The organism is Candidatus Gastranaerophilales bacterium (genome assembly GCA_028696075.1).
In the GTDB taxonomy this organism is placed as follows: Bacteria; Cyanobacteriota; Vampirovibrionia; order Gastranaerophilales; family JAILCC01; genus JAQVHS01.
In genome coordinates this window covers 41,438-60,751 of record JAQVHS010000009.1, presented here as the reverse complement: position 1 = coordinate 60,751, position 19,314 = coordinate 41,438, and the positions used below count along the sequence as shown (strand labels likewise).

Sequence of the window (19,314 nt, the reverse complement as noted above, 5' to 3'; positions counted from 1 at the left end):
AGGTTATGATATGAATAATTTTAGGTTACAAGTTATAGCTTTAGTTCTGGTCATTTTGACTGCTGTTTTATATTTTAGCGGTAATTTGCCTGAAACTTTTCCGTTTAAAAAAAAGATTGAAATAACTGAAATGATGGATTCGGTTTTACATCCGCTGGAAGAAATAACAAACGGAAAGGAACAGCCGGAAGAAGATTTTGCAATTGATGATAATGCTTATAATATTGAGATAAAAGAACTTTCTGAATATGACGGCAAAACCAAAGCTGAAATATATGAAATCAGGAAAGAAGCCGTTAAAAATTTGCCTTTTGAGATTAAAGATTATACCCCTGATGAAAAGGTATTCGGAAGGATACAAGATAATTTGCCCTGGTGGGGCATGCAGGGGATTATGTGCAGGGGGAGCGGACCTTACAGCGATATGGGTATGTCTGAGGAATCCCGCTTTATTAATAACCCGCTTCTTTTAATAGCTATAGATACCAATTATGCTTATTCTATAAACGGTTGGATTTGCGATGATATTTATCCAAAGCCTTTTGACCTGAAAGTTAATTCGGACAAAAATATTTTTTCCGTTAAATACAATTTAACTGATTTTATAAAAGCTACAGCGCATACTGACTGGCAAAGAGATAAAAATAGGTTTAAATATTCTTTTGATGCTAAAAATGCGCGTGATTTCGGGTACAATTACGGTTATATTTACAGTTATAAAAATATTGGATTTGCCGTTAAACCTAATGCATCGAACGTTATTTATCAGTTTAGGGATTTTATACACAGGGGCAGAAGCTGCGATCAGCCTGATGGCTGCAATAACGGTTCGCCTGAACAATTTGAACTTACGTTCGAGTTTGTTGATTTGCCTGCACATGCATATTTTAAACTATACAAAAAATTGCCTGAACATAAGAAAGACAAACCTGACGCTGTTTATAAAATAGATTTTGTCTAGCAGATATTTTTAATAAAATTAGCGCCGTTGCCGACCATTCCTACGGCCTGATTTGTAGTGGACAGACCTGAACCGGATTTTTGACCTTTATTATCTTCGCCTATTTTTTCTTGTATTTGCTGGGTTAATGTCAATCCGCCCTGTATTCCTTTGGTCAAGGTTTGTGTGCCTTGGGCAATTTGTTGGGTTCCTGTTTTCGTAAGGTTAGTGCCTTCGGCAAGTTTTTGTTCGCCTTGTGTATTTAATTTCTCACCTGTAAAGTTTAATTTATCTCCAATTTGTTCAAGTGCAGGAGCTACGGTATCTTTGAGCAGTGTACCGCCTTGTTTTACCACCTCTCCAACCGCATTAAGAGCGGCTTTAAGAGCAGGACCCACGTACGGTATGCAGCCGCAGGCATCACCTATTTTTTTAATGCCTTCGCCTATTACTTCCAGTCCTTGTCCGAGAACTTTAGTAGCTTGACCTGCAACCTTTACGGTTTGTCCTAACGTCTGAACCATTTGTGCGGCGCCTAAAATACCGTTGGCTACTTGAGTTACGGCTTCGCCTTGATTTTTTGTTTCTGTGCCTTGCGCAGCTTGAGCTTTTCCTTGGGCTTCTTGCGTTGCTAAGGGTGAAAATTTATTCAAATCGCCTTTTGCAGATGCTATTGAATTTGCATCAACAGGTTTAGCGGAGTTTTCTGCTTTATTTGCTTCAGGTGAATTGCCTCCCGGAGCCTTGTTTTCTGCTGCTCCTTCGGCTCCATCGCCTTTTATTTCCTGTTCTTTTTTCGATATAGCTTCACCCATTTGGGTTTTGTTTTTTGCATTTTCTGTATCTTGCGTGTTGCCTGCACCTTTATTTAATGATTTCGTTTTATCGTCAGCTTTTTGGCTGCTTTGAGTAGCTTTGCTACCTGCTTTTGATGCTTCAGAATTGGCTTTTGATTGGGTTTTGTTTGCGTCATTTTGACCTTTTTCGGCTTCGGCGCCTTTTTCCTGTTCTACTTCTTTGCCTGCTTCTTCTACTTTTTCACCTTGTTTTTTTAACTTATTGGCTTTAAAGGCTTTCTTCAAAGAACTGCCTGAGTTTAATTTTTCAAGTTTTTCTTGTTCTTCTTTTAATTTTGCAACGCTGTCGCCTCCGCCACCGCCACCGCCTGAACTTGCAACGGTTGTATCTGCTTTTGCCAATGTGGAGTTCGTTTTCAATGACAACATTCCGCCGTATTCATCATCGGAGTCAGCATTATCTTTATTATTGCCAAAAATAGAGTCGTTATTTTTATTTGACAGACTAAATTTATCATTACCGCCAAAAATTTGTATATCAGCAGTGCTTTCTGCTCCTTCTGTTTTTGGCGCAGTTGTTTCGGTTTCATTTTTTGAGGGCTGCAGCGTGAATTTATAATTGCTTGAAAAAATATTATCAGAGCCTTGCACTTTACCGGTGTCCGTTAATACGCTTACACCTGACGGGTCTACTGATTTTGCAGGGTTTGTATGAATATTTGAAGCATCAATGGCTTTCTTCTCATCTTTTTTTATTGGAGAAGTTGTAACATTTGTTGCGGGTTTATCCGTTATCAGTTTTTTATTTACTATCGGGTCAGCCATGCTCTTGCCTATTCTATACGATATATATATAAAGTATATTTGATTGAAAAAATTGCTTAAATATGGAAAGTAAAGTATGATTTGAAGATGATGAAAAAGATAAAGGGTTAAGAATGAAAAGATTTTTGGCAATAATTATATTTATGCTTGTTTTTTTGCAGGGTACTTGCAAAGCCCAGGATGTGAACTTTATATATATTCACGGTACCAATGACAATAATTATGCAAAGAAACAGGAATTTTCAAAGTCTGTCGCAGAATTACATCCTTACATTAAAAAAGCTTTTGAAAATGACCCGCTTGCGAAAAAACATTTTTTACGAGACGGTTATTACGTTATAGATAGCGAACCAATTGCTTTTTATTGGGGGGATAGAAGTAAAGAAGACCTGAATTTAATGGTAGATTGGCTTGATATAACAAAATTTTTTAGTCCTAAACTTGCACAAAGCGTTCGCTCAACGTTGACTTATACTTTGCATGATGCTATTTGGATTCAAAAATATAACAATATGCGCCCTGTTGTCAGAAACTTGCATTCCATAATTAATTATTCGGTTGACCAGAATGAAGATAAATTTGTTCTTTTTGGGCATAGCGCAGGTTCTTTTATAACTTTTGAGTATTTGCTTTATAAACTTCCTATGATTGACCCTATAGATTTTTTAAGACAAAGGAAGGTCAGCGAAGCCCGGCTTATGGAATACAAAAAAATATATTCTAAAAATACCTGTGTTGACGGGTTATTATTATCGGGAATTGCAAATTATCTGAGAGACGGTTCTTTTGTTTTAGTTGATAGGGACCATTTAACCGAAAATTATAAAAATATGGCAAATGTTACAAAAGATGCCTGCGTCGCGGATGGCAGTTTAAAGGGCATTGTTTTATTCGGTACACCCGTAACTTTATTTTATTCAGGATTTAATATGAGTTCAAGTAAGCTCTATTTGCATTTATTAAAATACATAATAGAGAATAATATGTTCCTTATATCTGTTAACTATGCCGAAGACCCGTTAGGATTTCCTATATCAACTAATGATAATTATGATTTGATTGCAACGTTTCAGGATAAATACGATTGTACGATAAAACCTAACCATGGTTTCCTTTATGATAAGTCCAATATACGTTCAAACAAATTCGTTGCCTCTGCACACACCTCATATTGGAAAACCCCCAAGTTATTTTCCAAGTCCATTATTGAAGCTTATAACGAGGGGTATGGCAGCTACTACGTAAATGCCATAAGGAAAAAAGAAACATCAGATTCTGATGCAATAACAGACTTAGAGCTTCTGCAAGAAAGCAAGAAGCTATATACACCGCAGAGAAAGAGGATATTCATAAGAGCGAGATAATTATTCTTCCGCTTCTTCTTCTTCTTTTATCCCAAATTCCGCTATGGCTGCTTCTATAGCTGCTTTAACTTCCGGCAGGCGGTCAGGTGAAAAAGTTACCCCTTTTTTTGTAGGGTTCCAATTAATACCGTCATCGGTTGTGTAGTAAACCCTTAAATCAAGATATTTTTTACCTTTATATTCATTTATTGCAATTTGAACCTCTTCGGTAGCGCTTCTTGGAATACTTGCTAAAATATTTGAATCAGACATTTTCATTTCTCCTTTAATTATTTAAACTATGTATTGGAGCAGGGATGCGCCCTTTTCTGTTGATAAATACAGAGTTATTAAACGAATTAACTTTCATAACGGGGGCTTCTCCGAGCAGTCCGCCAAAATAAGCGTAATCGCCTACTTTTTTGCCGGGTACAGGAATAACCCTGACAGCGGTTGTTTTTTTATTTATCATACCTATTGCCATTTCATCTGCTATAATTCCTGATATTATATCGGATGAAGTATCACCGGGAATGGTAACCATATCAATACCGACTGAACATACACTTGTCATAGCTTCAAGTTTATCAAGGCTTAGCGCGCCTTTTTCAACAGCTTCAATCATGCCTGCATCTTCGCTTACGGGGATAAAAGCCCCGCTTAATCCGCCTACATAAGAGGTTGCCATCGTACCGCCTTTTTTAACGGCATCATTTAAAAGGGCTAACGCCGCAGTAGTACCGTGCGCGCCTGTATGTTCAAGCCCCATTTCTTCAAGGATATTAGCAACGCTATCTCCTACGGCGGGTGTCGGTGCAAGCGATAAGTCTATAACTCCGAACGGGATATTTAATCTTTCTGCCAAATCTCTGCCGACAAGTTCGCCCGTACTGGTTATTTTATAAGCAATGGACTTGATTTTATTTGCTACAGCGCCAAAATCAGCATCCTTAGGCAGAGAGTGTAATGCCGCACGTATAACTCCCGGACCCGAAACTCCTATATTTAGCGCACACTCGGGTTCGCCATATCCATGAAAAGCCCCTGCCATAAAAGGGTTATCTCCCGGCACATTACAAAAGACCACTAATTTTGCGGCGCCTAAACCGTCTTTGTCAGCTGTCAGTTCTGCGCTTTTTTTTATGATTTTGCCCATTTCCCATACAGCATCCATGTTTATACCTGCTTTTGAGGATGCAACATTTACGGAAGAACACACTCTATTTGTTACCGAAAGCGCTTCGGGGATACTTTCTATTAATGCTCTGTCGCCTTTGGTATAGCCTTTTTCAACCAAAGCTCCGAAACCGCCTATAAAATCCACATCAACAGCAAAGGCTGCTTCGTCAAGTTTTTTGGCTAAAAGAATATAATCCGGCTCTTTTGCACTTTCACCTATAAGAGATATGGGCGTTACCGCTATACGCTTATTTACCACGGGGATTGAATATTCTTCTTCCGCTTCTTTTGCGTAACGGGCAAGGTTTTTGGCGTAACGGGTGATTTTTTCGTATATCTTATCCCCGGTTTCCTTTATATCGGAAGAAATGCAATCTCTAAGGCTTAAAGACAGTGTAACCGTCCTTATGTCCAGGTTGTGCATTTTTATCATATTAATTGTTTGGAGTATGGATTCTGTTCTTATGTTAAACATTGTTGAACTTCCTAAATAGTGTGCATATTATCAAAAATTGCTTTTTTCTGAACCCAAACTTCCATTTTTAACTCTTGAGCCTGCTTTTGGATAGCCTCTTTTATTTCAAGAAAATTGTAGGTTGATTTTTTTATATCACAAATCATAAACATAACGAAATAATCCTGCACAATCGTCTGGCTTATATCGTCTATATTGATGCTGTATTGTGACATTACCCGGGCTATTTCGGCAACTATGCCTACTTTGTCCGCACCGAAAATTGTTACGATGATTTTTGTGTCTTTCATATTCAACCCCGATTACTCTTCGTTATTGTCTGTTTGTTCTTCGATAAGTTCATCCGCTAAATCCTGAACTGTCTGAGAAGTTAAAGACTGTTGCTCAAAAGTTATTTGCGGGTTATCCGAGGCGGAAGTTTCAGGCAGGGTGTTTTCATCAATCTCCTTATCGTCAGGGTCAACAATTTTGTTAACAACAACAACAGTATCCCCGTCTACAAGGTTTTGTACCCTGACACCGGTTGCAGGTCTTCCCTGCTGTGATATATTACCTGCTTTTTGCCTTGAAACAACACCGTTAGCGGTTACAAGCATAATTTCATCCAACGGGTCTACTATAGTAAGGGTTGTTAATCTGCTTTGTGCGTTTTTAAACTTGGTACAGATTAAACCTATACCGCCCCTGTTTTGCGGTCTGAATTCGGATAACTTGGTTCTTTTCCCGAATCCGTCTGTTGTAATGACAAGTAAATCCGCGTCTTTGTCGTTAGGAACTATATCGCAGCCGATTAAAGAGTCGTCGCGGCGAAGCTTCATAGAGTTTACTCCCCTTGCGCTTCTTCCAAGCGGTCTTAAATCACTGATGGCAAACCTTATTGCCATACCATGGCTTGTTCCTATAATAATTTCGTCTTTTTCATCAGCTTCCTTAACCCAGTACAAATCATCATCGTTATCCAAGCCTATGGCGATGATACCTGTTTTTCTGATATTTTTGAAATTATCAAGCAGAATACGTTTAATATAGCCTTTTCTGGAAAGCATAATTAAATTTTTATCAGCACTAAATTCGCTGACAGGAACTACAGCGGTAATTTTTTCATTTTGGTCTATAGGCAAAATGTTAATAACGGGTAATCCTTTAGCTTGTCTGCCTCCTTCAGGGAAATCATAGACATTAAGGCTGTAAGCCGTTCCTTTTGAGCTGAAGAATAGCACTTTATCATGCATCATAGCGGTAAAGAAATGTTCAACATCATCGTTTTCTTTGGTCTTCATCCCGCCTTTGCCCCTTGTGGCACGGTTTTGTCTTTCAAAGGTATCCAATGCAATTCTTTTAATATACCCCTGACGGGTTATAAAAATAGCCATAGGAATATTCGGGGTTAAATCTTCTATGCTTAAACCGTCATCTTCTGCCGGAACAATTTTTGTTCTTCTTTCATCCGCATATTTATTTTTATCTTCAATCAATTCGGTTTTAATAATAGTTAAAATTTTATTTCTGTCCGCCAGAATTGCTTCGTATTCAGCGATTTTAGCCTTTAATTCCGCATATTCGGCTCTGATTTTATCCTGTTCTAAGCCTGTTAAACGTCTTAATTGCATTTCAAGAATAGCATTCGCCTGGTCGGTATCCAGCCCAAAGCGTGTAATCAAACCGTTTCTTGCTTCTTCTGCGGATTTTGATTTTTTAATAAGTTCAATAACTTCATCCAAAGAACCTAACGCAATAATTAAACCTGCTAAAATATGGGCTCTCATGCGGGCTTTTTTAAGGTCATATCTTGTTCTTCTTGTAACAATTTCTACCCTGTGTTCAATAAATTCATTCAATACTTCAGGCAGATTTAAAAGTCTTGGCTGTTTGCCCACCAATGCAAGCATGTTTACGCCAAAAGTTGTTTGCATTGTAGTGAACTTGAATAAATTATTTTTCACTACTTCAGGTTTAGCATCTCTTTTAAGCTCAATAACTATACGCATACCATCTCTGTCAGACTCATCTCTTAAATCCGATATGCCGGTCAATCTGCCTTCTTTAACGAGTTCTGCGATTTTTTCAATCAAAGCGGCTTTGTTAACCTGATATGGTAATTCCGAAACTATAATGGCTGTTCTGTCATGCCTGCCCGGTCCGCCTGAAACTTCTTCAAAGTCAGCGACAGCCTTCATTACAATGCTGCCTCTTCCTGTTTCGTAAGCTTGTCTGATACCGTTCATTCCGACTATATTAGCTGCGGTCGGGAAGTCAGGACCTTTTATATATTCAGTCAATTCAGACGATGTAATTTCAGGATTGTCAATCATTGCAATAATACCGTCAACAATTTCACCTGCGTTATGGGGCGGAATATTTGTCGCCATACCCACAGCAATACCGCTTACGCCGTTTAAAAGAAGCATAGGTAATCTTACGGGAAGCACCGAAGGTTCTTCTAAACTGCCGTCGAAGTTCGGAACAAAATCAACGGTTTCGCTTTCGATATCGCCAAGCATAGACATTGTAATAGGCGCCATACGGGCTTCCGTATAACGCATTGCAGCGGCGCTGTCCCCGTCTATACTGCCAAAGTTGCCATGCCCGTCGATTGTCTGGTAACGGGTTGAAAAATCCTGTGCCATTCTGACTAACGCTTCGTAAACCGCGCTGTCACCATGCGGGTGATACTTACCGAGAACTTCACCGACGATACGCGCACATTTCTTAAACGGCTTGTCCGAAGTCATCCCCAGTTCGCTCATTGCGAACAAAATTCTGCGGTGTACGGGTTTTAAACCATCTCTTACATCAGGCAGCGCTCTGCCTACGATAACAGACATAGCGTAATCTATGTAAGATTTTTTCATTTCTTCTCTTATATTTACAGGAACTATATTTCCATCACCAAAAAGTGTTTTTTGTTCGCTCAATTTACTCTCCCCTTAACAATTAATTTTTCTTGTTTATACCTAAATATTAACACAAGCAAGCTTTGCTGACAAATAGGTTAAGAAGAAGGAGTATTTCTAAATTTTGAAAATACTGATACTATTAATTTAGTAAATTGCGTAAGGAGAAGAACATGAAAGCTAAGTATAGAATAATTAAAGAGGTTGCTAAAATTTCAGATGATTCTGATGAAATAATTATTTTTACAAAAGCCTTTAAAGCAAAGGGAAAGTTTGTAACGGATTCCACTCTGGACGATGTTATTGCATTAAGGCATGTAAAGGTGGTTCCTGTGGGTATGGATTTTGAACATGATTCCAGTCCTTCCAAAGACGGGGAAACGAGCTGGCTAAATGTGTTTGCTGATGAGGTTGTAGCATTTAGCTTTTTGAAATAGGCAAAGTGAACTCAAAAACCGTTTCTATATCAGGTTTGCTTTTAACTTTAATTTCGCCGCCATGCATTGTGATTATTCTTTGAGATAAAAATAGTCCCAGCCCTGTGCCTATTTTTCTGAATTTTTTGGCGGTAGTGTAATATTTTTCAAAAATTTTATTTATTTCCTGCGGTTCTATCCCTTTGCCGTTATCTATTACCGCGACTTTTACGGCTGTTTTGGCGGAGGAGATTTTTATCCTTATTACAGAGCCTGTATTAGAGTAATTTATTGCGTTGGTGATAATATTTTGAAACACACGCGATATTTCGGCGGCGTCAAATTTTATTTCAGGGATTTTGTTTGCGGCTTTAAGGATTAATTGCTGCCCTTTTTTATCGGCAATAGGCTTTAACTTTGCGATTTCTTTGGCTGCCACTTCAACAATATTATTCGGTTTTTTGCGGATACGATAAGAACCGTCATCTATTTTATAAGTTTCTAATAGCGTATTTACAAGGTTGAGTAAATCATTGTTATTTTGAGCCATATTTGTCAGAACTTCTTTTTGTTCCGTTGAAATTTTGCCGAAAGCTTTATTTTCAAAAAGTTTTATAACGTTAGCTTCCGCCAGAATAGGAACTCTTAAATCATGCGTTAGCGTTGCTATGAAAGAATTTTTCATATTTTCAAGTTCTATTTGTGAGTCTATATTTTTTGAAATTACTAAAATATTTGCGGTATTGTCTTTGTTTAAAAAACGTATGGCTGATATTTCAAAAACCCATTTTAAAAATTTGAACTCCACTTTTATTTTAAGTGTTTTTAATTTTTTATTTTCAAATGTAGACGGTGTTAGTTTTTCGCCGGAATCGTAAAAGCTTATATCGTATTTTTTTAATACATCAAAAATACTTTTGCCTATTAAATCTTTTTTTGATTTGTGCAGCCATTCTACCTGTTTTGCGTTGACACGTATTATTTTATAATCTTCAGAAAGTATCATTAACCCTTCGCTCATAAGATTAAACAGCATACCAAGATATTCGGTTTTTTCGAGCAAATTAATCCGGTATTCTTCAAGCATGCGCTCTCTGTCTTCACAAGCTTCTATCATTTTATTAAAATTAACGGCGGTATTAACATTTTCAATGTTTTTGGACGTGTCGATACGTTTCGATAAATCACCGTACCTTACGGCTTTTATCACTTTATCGATATCTTTTAAAATTTTATCCGGCATAGAAAAGCCTTTTTAAGTTGTGTAACTCTGCTGTTTTATAATATAATTATTAATATAATAATACAACAATCAGATACTTGGTTTGAAGCTCAGAATTAAAGGAGTAAAAATGGCGAGAGTAATGATAGTTGATAATGTGGCATTTGAGCGCATTTCAATGAAAGACATAATATCAAAAGCAGGGCATGAAATTGTAGCGGAGGCGCTTACGGGTAGTGAGGCCATAAAAATGTATCCTGTGTGCCAGCCTGACTATGTAATTATGGACATAGCCATGCCCGATGACGATGGAGTAGCGATTTTGAAAGAAATGCTTCAAAAATACCCGGAAGCCAAAATCTGTATATGTACAGCTTTGGCGCAGCAGGCAATAGTTATAGAGGTAATACAGGCAGGGGCCGTGGATTTCATAGTAAAACCTTACAGGGCGGAAAGAGTTAAGCAGTCAATAAGAAGGGCGTTAGAACAATGATGAAAAAAACATTTTTCTGCATGGTTATTTTGGCTGTTATGATTTGTTTTTCCGGTGCTGTTTTAGCTCAAGAAGCAAGACCTGTTATGCAGCCGTTAAAACTGGAGCATAAAAATAAAAAAGACTACCAATACGGCGATTTTAAGAAAAATTATAAGCCTGTTTCAAATACGGAAGCTAAAGGTGATTTTAGTAACGAAGCGCAATATCCGGCTAAAAAAGAAAAATCCGTGTTGGATATTTTTGTGTCGCTTACGTTTGTCGTTCTTTTGATTTTGGTTACAGCGTGGGTTTATATCCAGTTTAAACGTATTAACCCTCAAAGCCTTCTTAGCGGCAAGTTTTCCAAGCTTGATGAAGACACTTTTAAGATTATATCTTCAATGCAGCTTGGGGCGGGTAAAAGTATTTACCTTATTGAAATTAACGACAAACGTTTAATCGTGGGAACTACACCCTCAAGCGTTAACTTGCTCTCCGAAATGGAGAAAAAAGACGAAAATAAAGCTATGACAGATGAATGCATAGAAAAAATATTTAAAGACAAAGCGATGGATTTTGAACAGCTTGACCAAGAAGTAAAAGAATAATGTCAGATAACAAAGTTATTTTAACCGAACGCAAAAACCATGATACCGTTAATATAGACTTGGCTTCTTCATTGGAAATAGCGCAGATGATTTCTAACGAGGACAAAAAAGCGGTTGAAGCCGTCGAAGCGCAAAAAGAAAAAATTGCGGAAGCAATAGATTTAATAACCGAAAAAATCCTTAAAGGCGGCAATTTGTTGTACTTTGGGGCAGGCACAAGCGGACGGCTGGGGGTATTGGATGCTTCTGAGTGTCCTCCGACGTTTGGAGTTGAGCCTGAACTTGTATACGGTTATATCGCAGGAGGGGATAAAGCTCTAAGGACTGCAATAGAAGGTGCGGAAGATGATTTTGAACAAGGCGGGATTGATTTTTTAAATTCAAACTTTAATGAAAATTCCGTTGTTGCCGGAATAAGTGCAGGCGGTAATGCGCCATGGGTTTGCGGGGTATTGTCTAAGGCAAGAGAAAATAATATTTCTACCGTAGCGATAACATGTAATAGTGAAGCAAAGATTAAAAATCTCTGCGATATTTTTATTTGTCTTCTGACAGGTGAAGAAGCAATTACAGGCTCTACAAGGATGAAGGCGGGAACGGCGCAGAAACTTGTTCTAAATATGTTATCCACGGGAGTAATGGTCAAAACAGGCAAAACGTATCAAAATTATATGATAGACCTTAAGCCGACAAATGATAAACTCAAAGACAGAGCCGCAAGGATTGTATCAGAGCTTGCGAATGTAGATTATAACGCAGCCTGTGAAGCTTTGATTTTGACAAAATACAATGTAAAAGCTGCAATTTTAACCCTGAAATATAATTTTAGTTTAGAAGAAGCTTTGCATATGCTAAAATTAAATGACGGTATTTTAAGGAAAACAATAGTTTATATTGATAAGGAGGGTTCTTATGAGAAATAAATTTTCATTGTTGATAATATTTGCTTCAATTTTGCTGTTTAGCGGATGTGAACAAAATCTTTCCAATCTTGATGTTCAAAAATTGAATGAAAAGGCGCAAGTCTATATGGAACAGGGTGAATATGATAAAGCCATTGCCAGATTAGAGTCGGTTATAGATTTGAATGACACTTTATATCAACCTTATTACAATCTTGGTATTGCTTATAACGAGAAAAAAGATTATAAAAAATCAATAGAAGCTCTTGATAAAGCAATTAAACTAAAACCGGATTTTTCTGATGCATATTATGCACGTTCGATTTCTTATGAATCGGCCGCATTTGCAATTATAAACGGCGAAGAGGACGAAAATTCCGAAGAGGTTTCATCCTCTGATAAAGCGCCTGAACTTACTATAGAACAAAAAGCTTTTGTAGCTGAATATTTTGAAAAATCAAAAGCCGACCTTAATAAATACATAGAGATTTTAAAAGACCCTAAAGATGCTTCGGAAGTCAAAGAACGGATTTTACAGCTTGAAAAAGATATAGAAAAATACAAAGGGAATCATTAATGCTTTCTTCTCCGGGTGCAATTGCCATAAGTACGCCGTTTATAAGTATATATTGGTATGGTATTATTGTTGCGTTTGCGTTTTTTATAGGGCTGGGTGCTGCCGCTTATTTTGGCAAAAAAATATACAACGACAATAATGTCATTGAAAATATTTATGAAATTGCCTTTTGGGTACTTTTGGGCGGAATAGTGGGGGCACGTTTGTATTTTGTGCTGTTAAGTCTGCCTTATTACCTGCAAAATCCGGTTGAAATACTAATGATAAACAAGGGCGGCTTGTCCATTCATGGCGGCTTGTTAGGCGGTATGATTGCAGGGTACTTTTATATCAAAAAGCATAATTTGAGCTTTTTTAAGTATGCGGATTTATTTGCACTTGCTTTGCCGTTGGGGCAGGCGGTGGGAAGATGGGGGAATTTTTTCAACTCTGAAGCATTCGGCAAGCCTGCTGATATTTGGTGGGGGGTTAAAATCCCTTTAGAAAACAGACCCGAAATTTACAAAGCTTTTGAAGTCTTTCATCCTGCTTTTTTGTATGAGAGCCTTTGGAATATTTTTATATTTTTGGTTTTATATTTTGTAATTAAGAGGTTTTTTATTGCGAAAGAGGGCATAGTATTCTTTTCCTATTTACTTTTGTATTCCATAGGAAGAATACTTATAGAAACTGTAAGGGTTGACAGTGTTCTAAATATACTGGAGATACCGGTTGCTGTTTGGGTGAGTTTGGTTCTTTGCGCAGTATCAGTCGGCGGTTTATTTATAAGTTTAAAAGAAAAAACAGACCCGAGCTGAGAAGCATAATAATTGATGAAAATATTAAGAAATAATATACCGCATTATTGCCTCTGGTTGACTCAATAAATCTGGGCTCGCCGTTGTTAATTGGTTTTATTTCTTTAAAATGCTCATAATCATACTGACAAAAAGGGCATAGTTTTATTTTTTCTACAGGTTTTTCCTGGTTGTGTAAAAATTCTTTTTCTAAATTTTTATGGATTTCATGGTTTTGGGCATAGAATTGGAGTATTTGGTAAATAAAAGGCAGTCTTTCTTCTTTTGTTTTGAAAATTTTTTTCATAAATTGTTTCCCCTTTTAATCTAAGTAATTGTTTAAATCCTCTTTAAGTTTTGAGCGGGCTCTTGATAAACGTGATTTAACGGTATTAATATTAATTTTTTCTTTTGAAGCTATTTTTTCATAAGATAACCCTTTTAATTCACGTAATATAAGCATATCTTTTAATTTAACCGGCAAGTCTTGTATTGCGATTTCTATTTTCCCCTTGAGTTCCTCGGCAAGAGAAAATTCGATAGGTGTTTTATCGGTATCAGGTACTTCTTGAAGCGCTCCGATACTTTCAGGTAAGAAAACCGAATGGAATTTGCTTTGTCTTTGTTTTTTTCTTAAAAAATCCAAAAACACATTATTTACTATCCGATTTAACCATGACTTGAATAAAAGCGGGTTTTTCAGGCTTTTTATGGATTTTGTCATCTTCAAAAAAACCTCTTGGGTTAAATCAGGTAAATCATCAGCCTTGGTTTTTTGAGCATTGAAATACTTGTAAATACTGCTTTGCTCTTGTCTGATAAGTTCTTCCAATGCTTTTTTGTCATTTTGTTGAGCAAGCTTTACCAACTCTATAAGAGATTTGTCTTTGTAATCTGTCATAATTAACTGCCTTAGTCGATATTAACAAATTACGATATTTGTGGTGAAAAATGTTTGCTCTTTGTTATATAATCATTAGGTAATAAGCTCGTATTGAAAATAGCCCGATTCGGCTAAATTTAAAGAGGATATGAAAAGAATAATTGATGTGAATGTTAATCGTGCAACGGAAGCACTTAGAATTCTTGAAGAAATTTCAAGGTTCTATCTTAACGATGAAAACTTTTCACGTGAGTTAAAATTTATCAGGCATGAAATTTCTGATGCGTCAGACAAAGCATATAATGCTTTGTTAAATTCAAGAGATGTAGAAAATGATGTCGGTACTGATATTAAGAACCCGACAAAACGAAATGACCTGATGAATATATTCAAAGCTAATTTTAAAAGATTAGAGCAGTCATTAAGGGTTTTGAGCGAATATGCGCCTTTATGCGGTATGAATTTTGAAACATTTGAAAAAAGCAGGTATGCATCTTATACATTGGAGAAGAAAATGTACGAACAACTTCAAAATAAATTAAATAAATACAGACTGGAAGATAAGAAGCTGTATTTGGTAACCAATTCAGATAAATTTGACACTGAAGACGAGTTTTTAAATGCCGTAGCCTCGGCGCTGAAAGGCGGCGTTCAAATAGTTCAGCTTAGGGAAAAGACGGCAGATGCGGCTAAAATAATAAGATTGGGTAAAAAGATAAGAGAACTGTGTTCTATTTATAACGCTTTGTTTATAGTGAATGACAGAATTGATATAGCACAAATTACCAAGGCTGACGGTGTGCATTTAGGGCAGGATGATGCGGATATTAAATCCGCCCGTGCAATTCTTGACCACAATACAATAGTAGGCATTTCCACACATTGCCCCGAACAAGCACTCAAAGCTGTTCAAGACGGTGCTGATTATATCGGGGTCGGACCTGTTTTTGAAACACCTACCAAGGCGGGAAGACAAGCTGTAGGGCTGGAATATGTTGAATGGGCTGTTAACAATGTTAATATTCCGTTTTTTGCCATAGGCGGTATTGACACGGAAAATGTTAAGATGGTTACAGGTCTTGGGGCAAAAAGGGTAGCGGTAGTCAGAGCTGTGATAAATGCCGCTAATCCGGAGACTGCTGCTGAAACCTTTACAAAATTTTTGCTTGAATAAGGGCTTTATCCATGCTTTTATAATTTAAGCATAGAGAAAAGGAGTCAGCTGTTGGGAAAATCCAAATTAACAATGTTTATACTTCTGAGTTTAATTTTGGGTGTTATGTGCGGATGGCTATTTCCTTCTTTTTCAGTTAAACTTGCTCCTTTAGCGGACGGTTTTTTAAGACTTATTAAAATGATTATCGCCCCTTTGATTTTTTCAACACTTGTTGTGGGAATAGCCGGACATGGCAATATGAAGGGGATAGGCAAGCTGGGGATTAAAACCCTGATTTACTTTGAGATTGTAACAACCATTGCACTTATTTTAGGTTTGGTTTTTGCTAATTATTTCCATCCCGGAAGCGGAGTGAATATAAGCGTGTCCAAGGCAAGTATGAATGTTGTCGAGCAAATGCAAAGTTCTGCACATACTGTTAATACTGGCAATATTTTACATGACACGATAGTTCACCTTGTTCCTGAAAGTGTTATACAATCAATGGCACAAGGTAATATTCTTCAAATAGTGTTTTTTGCGGTATTTTTTGCTATTGCACTCGCTTCTATAGGTGAAAGAGGTAAAAATGTTACGGCTTTCTTAAGTTCTATCGCGGATATAATGTTTAAAGTTACCGAATATGTTATGTATTTTGCGCCTATAGGGGTATTTGCCGCTATTGCAAATACGGTAGGTCAAAACGGTATATCCGTGTTGACGGTTTATGCCAAGCTTATCGGAACATTGTATTTAGCGCTTATTGTATTTGTGATTTGTGTTCTGCTGATAGCGTGCAAAATAGTCCGTATCCCGTTCTTAAGCTTGCTTAAAGTTATAAGAGAACCTGCTTTGCTTGCTTTTTCAACGGCAAGTTCGGAAGCTGCATTGCCTAAAGCTATGGAAATTATGGAAAAATTCGGAGTTCCAAAGAATATTGTCAGCTTTGTAATGCCTACAGGATATACATTTAATTTGGACGGAAGTACCCTTTATTTATCTTTTGCAGCGCTTTTTGTTGCACAAGCCAGCGGGATAGAGCTTACCCTTACGCAGCAAATAATGATGATGTTGACACTTATGCTTACAAGCAAAGGTGTAGCCGGAGTTCCAAGGGTTTCTTTGGTTATTTTAACGGGAACTTTAGGTACATTTAATATTCCTATTGCAGCGGTTGCGATTTTATTGGGTATTGACCAGGTTCTTGATATGGGAAGAACAACGGTTAACGTTATAGGTAACTGCGTTGCTACCACTGTTGTTGCCCGTTGGGAAAACTCTTTCTACTACGATAAAATGCATGCGTTTATTTCAAGGAATAAATAAAGAATTATCTGCGTGTATATTTTGAAATAATCGACAGAATAAAAAGCAATAAACATATCAGAACGATTATAGTCAGGTATAAATGCAATGCCCCGACCATAGAGGTAGCAATAATACCGGCTGATACAGTTAAAAGCATAAAAACAAAAACAGTACGATTGGGCGTTAACCCTGCTTTCAGCAGTTTATGGTGCAAATGTTCAGCGTCGGGAGTGAACGGGCTTTTGCCTTTCATTAACCTTCTTAATGTAGCAAAGCAAATATCAAACAAGGGTACTGCCAAAATGAAAACCGGCAAAAATATAGTAAATGCAATAGATTTCATAACGCCTACAATGGCAAGTGCAGCCAGCAAAAATCCCATAAACAAAGAGCCTGAATCGCCCATAAATATTTTTGCAGGGTTATAGTTAAATACCAAAAAGCCTGCCAAAGCACCTGCCAAAATAAAGGATATTAAGGTGCTTGTCGATTGTTCCGGCGTTACAAACAGCGCAACAGTTCCAAGCGTTACAGCTCCTATAACTCCAACCGTACCGGCTAATCCGTCGACTCCGTCAATAAAGTTCATAGCATTTGAAATTCCGACAATCCAAATAATTGTCAGAGGCAGACCCAAAACCCCAAAGTAAACATGTCCTATAAAGGGAAAATTCGCATACAGAATTTGTACACCCAGCAAATAAGCTATTAATGCGCAGCATATCTGTATGAAAAGCTTAAACTTGGCATTAAGTCCGTAGGTATCGTCAACTATTCCCATCAAAAACATAATTGTACCGCCTGCTAAAATGGCGCTTATGCTGTTGCCGAAAGGGTATTCGCCCTGGATAATAATTACTGTGATAAGAGAAAATAATGTTCCTAAAAATATAGCTATACCGCCTAACCTGGGGATAGGTTTTTTGTGTATTTTTCTCTCATCCGGAATATCATAAAATCCTTCTTTTAAGCACATTTTCCTGACCAAAGGAACAAGCGAAACGCTTATTATAAAGGCAACTACAAAACCTGTTATTTGAATTAAAGAAATATTGGGCAGTTCCATCATCTAAGCTTTCATTTCAGGGTAAAGAGGGAATTTTTTGCATAAGTCTAAAGATTTTTGTGCCAATTGCGCAAGTTTTTCTTTATTATCCGCATATTTAACGGTATCTGCAATTATTTGTCCTACTTCTTTTACAGCCTCCTCATCAAACCCTCTTGTTGTAACAGCAGGCGTTCCCAGACGCACTCCGCTTGTAACAAACGGTGATTGAGGGTCGTTCGGAACGGTGTTTTTATTTGCCGTTATATGAACTTCTTCAAGCAAATTTGCAATATCTTTACCCGTTTTACCGCTTTTTCTGAGGTCAAGAGTCAGAAGATGATTATCCGTGCCGCCGCTTACTACCTCCAACCCGTTGTCAATAAGAGTTTGAGCAAGTACTTTTGCATTTGCCGCAACCTGTTTGCAGTATTCTTTGTATTCCGGTTTTAAAGCTTCGCCGAACGCTACTGCTTTTGCAGCGATAATGTGTTCCAGCGGTCCGCCTTGAATACCGGGGAAAACAGCCTTATCTATACCCATTGCATGTTCCTCGCCGCACATAATTACACCGCCCCTTGGTCCTCTTAAAGTTTTATGTGTGGTAGTGGTGATAAAATGAGCGTAACCTACAGGCGAGGGATGAAGCCCTGTCGCTACAAGCCCTGCGATATGTGCTATATCAGCCATTAAATAAGAGCCGGCTTTGTCTGCAATTTCTCTGAATTTTTTGAAATCTATTATTCTGGGGTAGTTGCTTGCACCTGCAATTATCATTTTAGGCTTATGCTCAAGCGCTAGTTTTTCAAGTTCATCATAATCAATATAGCCTTCATCATTAACACCGTAGCTTACAACGTTAAAATACAGCCCCGAAAAATTTACCGGAGAACCGTGGGTGAGGTGTCCGCCGTTTGATAAATCCATCCCCAATATTGTATCGCCGGGTTTCAGGGCATACAAAAACACTGCCATATTTGCCTGAGCGCCGCTGTGCGGCTGTACATTAGCATGTTCAACCCCGAAAAGTTTTTTTAGCCTTTCCTGCGCAATAGTTTCAATTTTATCCACTACTTCGCAGCCGTTATAAAATCTTTTATAAGGCTTTCCTTCCGCGTACTTATTGGTTAAAACCGTTCCGCATGCCGCAAGAACAGCTTCACTTGTGAAATTTTCACTTGCTATAAGTTCTATAGTGTTTTGCTGACGGTGCAGCTCTTCTTTAATAAGTTCGGCAATTTCACTGTCAGTTTTTTTTATTATATCTAATTCCATGTTATTCTCCTCTATTTCCTTACCTCTATTATATATGCTACAGGGAAAAAGGTTTAATGAACTTGAAAATTTCTCTGACTATAGTCTTTTAAGCCAATAGGTGTATACTTAAATTGTTGGTAAAATAAAACAGTGCTTTTGTTAAAAATTGTTAACAATTAGCCTTGTGAGTAGTAAAAAAACAGCTTCACTCGTTTAATATTAACATAAGAAAAGAG

General features: G+C 37.5%; 20 protein-coding genes. 10 read left to right on the top strand and 10 right to left on the bottom strand.

The genetic code is table 11. The features are described 5' to 3' along the window. The first annotated feature begins 10 nt into the window (after positions 1-10). Positions 11-961: a hypothetical protein gene (locus PHX18_06835; GenBank protein ID MDD3594325.1), complete on the top strand. Its 951-nt coding sequence runs from the start codon at positions 11-13 to the stop codon at positions 959-961. Here PHX18_06835 and PHX18_06830 read toward each other — a convergent pair. Next, a complete protein-coding gene (locus tag PHX18_06830) occupies positions 958-2,562 on the bottom strand; it encodes a hypothetical protein (protein MDD3594324.1) in 1,605 nt (534 codons plus the stop codon). The two genes, PHX18_06835 and PHX18_06830, sit on opposite strands and share 4 nt — an antisense overlap. A 113-nt stretch (positions 2,563-2,675) precedes the next feature. Between PHX18_06830 and PHX18_06825 the strand changes: the two genes are divergently transcribed. Beyond that, positions 2,676-3,926 (top strand): hypothetical protein, encoded by a 1,251-nt coding sequence (locus tag PHX18_06825; GenBank protein ID MDD3594323.1) that lies wholly within the window; start codon positions 2,676-2,678, stop codon positions 3,924-3,926. On the opposite strand, the gene PHX18_06820 is transcribed toward PHX18_06825, so the two are convergent. Genes PHX18_06820 through gyrA form a run of 4 tightly spaced genes read right to left on the bottom strand, consistent with a single transcriptional unit; the run spans position 3,927 to position 8,474 of the window. Then, positions 3,927-4,178 carry a transcriptional coactivator p15/PC4 family protein gene (locus PHX18_06820; protein MDD3594322.1) on the bottom strand — a complete coding sequence of 84 codons (252 nt, stop codon included), beginning with the start codon at positions 4,176-4,178 and terminating at the stop codon, positions 3,927-3,929. A 13-nt stretch (positions 4,179-4,191) separates the two neighbouring features. Then, entirely contained in the window at positions 4,192-5,559 is a 1,368-nt protein-coding gene (locus PHX18_06815) for a PFL family protein (protein MDD3594321.1), read from the bottom strand. 11 nt (positions 5,560-5,570) lie between these two features. Further along, positions 5,571-5,849, bottom strand: a complete 279-nt coding sequence (locus tag PHX18_06810; protein ID MDD3594320.1) for an ACT domain-containing protein — start codon at positions 5,847-5,849, stop codon at positions 5,571-5,573. 12 nt (positions 5,850-5,861) lie between these two features. Beyond that, entirely contained in the window at positions 5,862-8,474 is a 2,613-nt protein-coding gene (gyrA, locus tag PHX18_06805) for a DNA gyrase subunit A (protein ID MDD3594319.1), read from the bottom strand. A gap of 152 nt (positions 8,475-8,626) precedes the next feature. Here gyrA and PHX18_06800 point away from each other — a divergent pair, with 152 nt between their 5' ends. Beyond that, positions 8,627-8,890 carry a hypothetical protein gene (locus tag PHX18_06800; GenBank protein ID MDD3594318.1) on the top strand — a complete coding sequence of 88 codons (264 nt, stop codon included), beginning with the start codon at positions 8,627-8,629 and terminating at the stop codon, positions 8,888-8,890. Here PHX18_06800 and PHX18_06795 read toward each other — a convergent pair. Further along, positions 8,874-10,112: a PAS domain-containing sensor histidine kinase gene (locus PHX18_06795; protein MDD3594317.1), complete on the bottom strand. Its 1,239-nt coding sequence runs from the start codon at positions 10,110-10,112 to the stop codon at positions 8,874-8,876. The genes PHX18_06800 and PHX18_06795 overlap by 17 nt on opposite strands. Before the next feature lie 109 nt (positions 10,113-10,221). On the opposite strand from PHX18_06795, the gene PHX18_06790 reads away from it, so the two are divergent. The 5 genes from PHX18_06790 to lgt are packed head-to-tail and all read left to right on the top strand — an operon-like array spanning position 10,222 to position 13,450. Further along, positions 10,222-10,584 (top strand): response regulator, encoded by a 363-nt coding sequence (locus PHX18_06790; protein MDD3594316.1) that lies wholly within the window; start codon positions 10,222-10,224, stop codon positions 10,582-10,584. Beyond that, the gene (locus PHX18_06785; protein MDD3594315.1) at positions 10,581-11,174 is read left to right on the top strand and encodes a flagellar biosynthetic protein FliO; all 594 of its coding nucleotides are present in this window, start codon (positions 10,581-10,583) and stop codon (positions 11,172-11,174) included. The genes PHX18_06790 and PHX18_06785 overlap by 4 nt, the downstream gene beginning before the upstream one ends. Then, positions 11,174-12,097, top strand: a complete 924-nt coding sequence (gene murQ / locus PHX18_06780; GenBank protein MDD3594314.1) for an N-acetylmuramic acid 6-phosphate etherase — start codon at positions 11,174-11,176, stop codon at positions 12,095-12,097. The genes PHX18_06785 and murQ overlap by 1 nt, the downstream gene beginning before the upstream one ends. Beyond that, positions 12,087-12,653 carry a tetratricopeptide repeat protein gene (locus tag PHX18_06775; GenBank protein MDD3594313.1) on the top strand — a complete coding sequence of 189 codons (567 nt, stop codon included), beginning with the start codon at positions 12,087-12,089 and terminating at the stop codon, positions 12,651-12,653. The genes murQ and PHX18_06775 overlap by 11 nt, the downstream gene beginning before the upstream one ends. Continuing rightward, a complete protein-coding gene (lgt, locus tag PHX18_06770; protein ID MDD3594312.1) occupies positions 12,653-13,450 on the top strand; it encodes a prolipoprotein diacylglyceryl transferase in 798 nt (265 codons plus the stop codon). Before PHX18_06775 ends, lgt begins: the two co-directional genes overlap by 1 nt. Here the strand turns inward: lgt and PHX18_06765 are convergent. Then, positions 13,416-13,736, bottom strand: a complete 321-nt coding sequence (locus PHX18_06765; GenBank protein ID MDD3594311.1) for a hypothetical protein — start codon at positions 13,734-13,736, stop codon at positions 13,416-13,418. The two genes, lgt and PHX18_06765, sit on opposite strands and share 35 nt — an antisense overlap. A gap of 15 nt (positions 13,737-13,751) precedes the next feature. After that, on the bottom strand, positions 13,752-14,330 hold the full coding sequence (locus PHX18_06760) for a sigma-70 family RNA polymerase sigma factor (GenBank protein MDD3594310.1): 579 nt from the start codon (positions 14,328-14,330) through the stop codon (positions 13,752-13,754). A 130-nt stretch (positions 14,331-14,460) separates the two neighbouring features. Between PHX18_06760 and PHX18_06755 the strand changes: the two genes are divergently transcribed. Further along, a complete protein-coding gene (locus tag PHX18_06755) occupies positions 14,461-15,486 on the top strand; it encodes a thiamine phosphate synthase (protein ID MDD3594309.1) in 1,026 nt (341 codons plus the stop codon). A gap of 51 nt (positions 15,487-15,537) precedes the next feature. Further along, a complete protein-coding gene (locus tag PHX18_06750) occupies positions 15,538-16,794 on the top strand; it encodes a cation:dicarboxylase symporter family transporter (GenBank protein ID MDD3594308.1) in 1,257 nt (418 codons plus the stop codon). A 4-nt stretch (positions 16,795-16,798) separates the two neighbouring features. Here the strand turns inward: PHX18_06750 and PHX18_06745 are convergent, their stop codons facing one another. Together PHX18_06745 and PHX18_06740 are read right to left on the bottom strand one after the other, a co-directional pair. Next, the gene (locus tag PHX18_06745; GenBank protein MDD3594307.1) at positions 16,799-17,845 is read right to left on the bottom strand and encodes an MraY family glycosyltransferase; all 1,047 of its coding nucleotides are present in this window, start codon (positions 17,843-17,845) and stop codon (positions 16,799-16,801) included. Further along, a complete protein-coding gene (locus tag PHX18_06740) occupies positions 17,846-19,096 on the bottom strand; it encodes a serine hydroxymethyltransferase (GenBank protein ID MDD3594306.1) in 1,251 nt (416 codons plus the stop codon). Between the last annotated feature and the right edge of the window lie 218 nt (positions 19,097-19,314).

What these genes read in the sequence shown, in the direction of transcription:
- PHX18_06740 (MDD3594306.1), bottom strand. Translation starts at nt 19,096, where the DNA reads ATGGAATTAGATATAATAAAAAAAACTGACAGTGAAATTGCCGAACTT.
- PHX18_06810 (MDD3594320.1), bottom strand. Translation starts at nt 5,849, where the DNA reads ATGAAAGACACAAAAATCATCGTAACAATTTTCGGTGCGGACAAAGTA.
- PHX18_06765 (MDD3594311.1), bottom strand. Translation starts at nt 13,736, where the DNA reads ATGAAAAAAATTTTCAAAACAAAAGAAGAAAGACTGCCTTTTATTTAC.
- PHX18_06815 (MDD3594321.1), bottom strand. Translation starts at nt 5,559, where the DNA reads ATGTTTAACATAAGAACAGAATCCATACTCCAAACAATTAATATGATA.
- PHX18_06755 (MDD3594309.1), top strand. Translation starts at nt 14,461, where the DNA reads ATGAAAAGAATAATTGATGTGAATGTTAATCGTGCAACGGAAGCACTT.
- PHX18_06820 (MDD3594322.1), bottom strand. Translation starts at nt 4,178, where the DNA reads ATGTCTGATTCAAATATTTTAGCAAGTATTCCAAGAAGCGCTACCGAA.
- PHX18_06830 (MDD3594324.1), bottom strand. Translation starts at nt 2,562, where the DNA reads ATGGCTGACCCGATAGTAAATAAAAAACTGATAACGGATAAACCCGCA.
- PHX18_06785 (MDD3594315.1), top strand. Translation starts at nt 10,581, where the DNA reads ATGATGAAAAAAACATTTTTCTGCATGGTTATTTTGGCTGTTATGATT.
- PHX18_06800 (MDD3594318.1), top strand. Translation starts at nt 8,627, where the DNA reads ATGAAAGCTAAGTATAGAATAATTAAAGAGGTTGCTAAAATTTCAGAT.
- PHX18_06775 (MDD3594313.1), top strand. Translation starts at nt 12,087, where the DNA reads ATGAGAAATAAATTTTCATTGTTGATAATATTTGCTTCAATTTTGCTG.
- PHX18_06825 (MDD3594323.1), top strand. Translation starts at nt 2,676, where the DNA reads ATGAAAAGATTTTTGGCAATAATTATATTTATGCTTGTTTTTTTGCAG.
- PHX18_06760 (MDD3594310.1), bottom strand. Translation starts at nt 14,330, where the DNA reads ATGACAGATTACAAAGACAAATCTCTTATAGAGTTGGTAAAGCTTGCT.
- PHX18_06835 (MDD3594325.1), top strand. Translation starts at nt 11, where the DNA reads ATGAATAATTTTAGGTTACAAGTTATAGCTTTAGTTCTGGTCATTTTG.
- murQ (MDD3594314.1), top strand. Translation starts at nt 11,174, where the DNA reads ATGTCAGATAACAAAGTTATTTTAACCGAACGCAAAAACCATGATACC.
- lgt (MDD3594312.1), top strand. Translation starts at nt 12,653, where the DNA reads ATGCTTTCTTCTCCGGGTGCAATTGCCATAAGTACGCCGTTTATAAGT.
- PHX18_06795 (MDD3594317.1), bottom strand. Translation starts at nt 10,112, where the DNA reads ATGCCGGATAAAATTTTAAAAGATATCGATAAAGTGATAAAAGCCGTA.
- PHX18_06745 (MDD3594307.1), bottom strand. Translation starts at nt 17,845, where the DNA reads ATGATGGAACTGCCCAATATTTCTTTAATTCAAATAACAGGTTTTGTA.
- PHX18_06790 (MDD3594316.1), top strand. Translation starts at nt 10,222, where the DNA reads ATGGCGAGAGTAATGATAGTTGATAATGTGGCATTTGAGCGCATTTCA.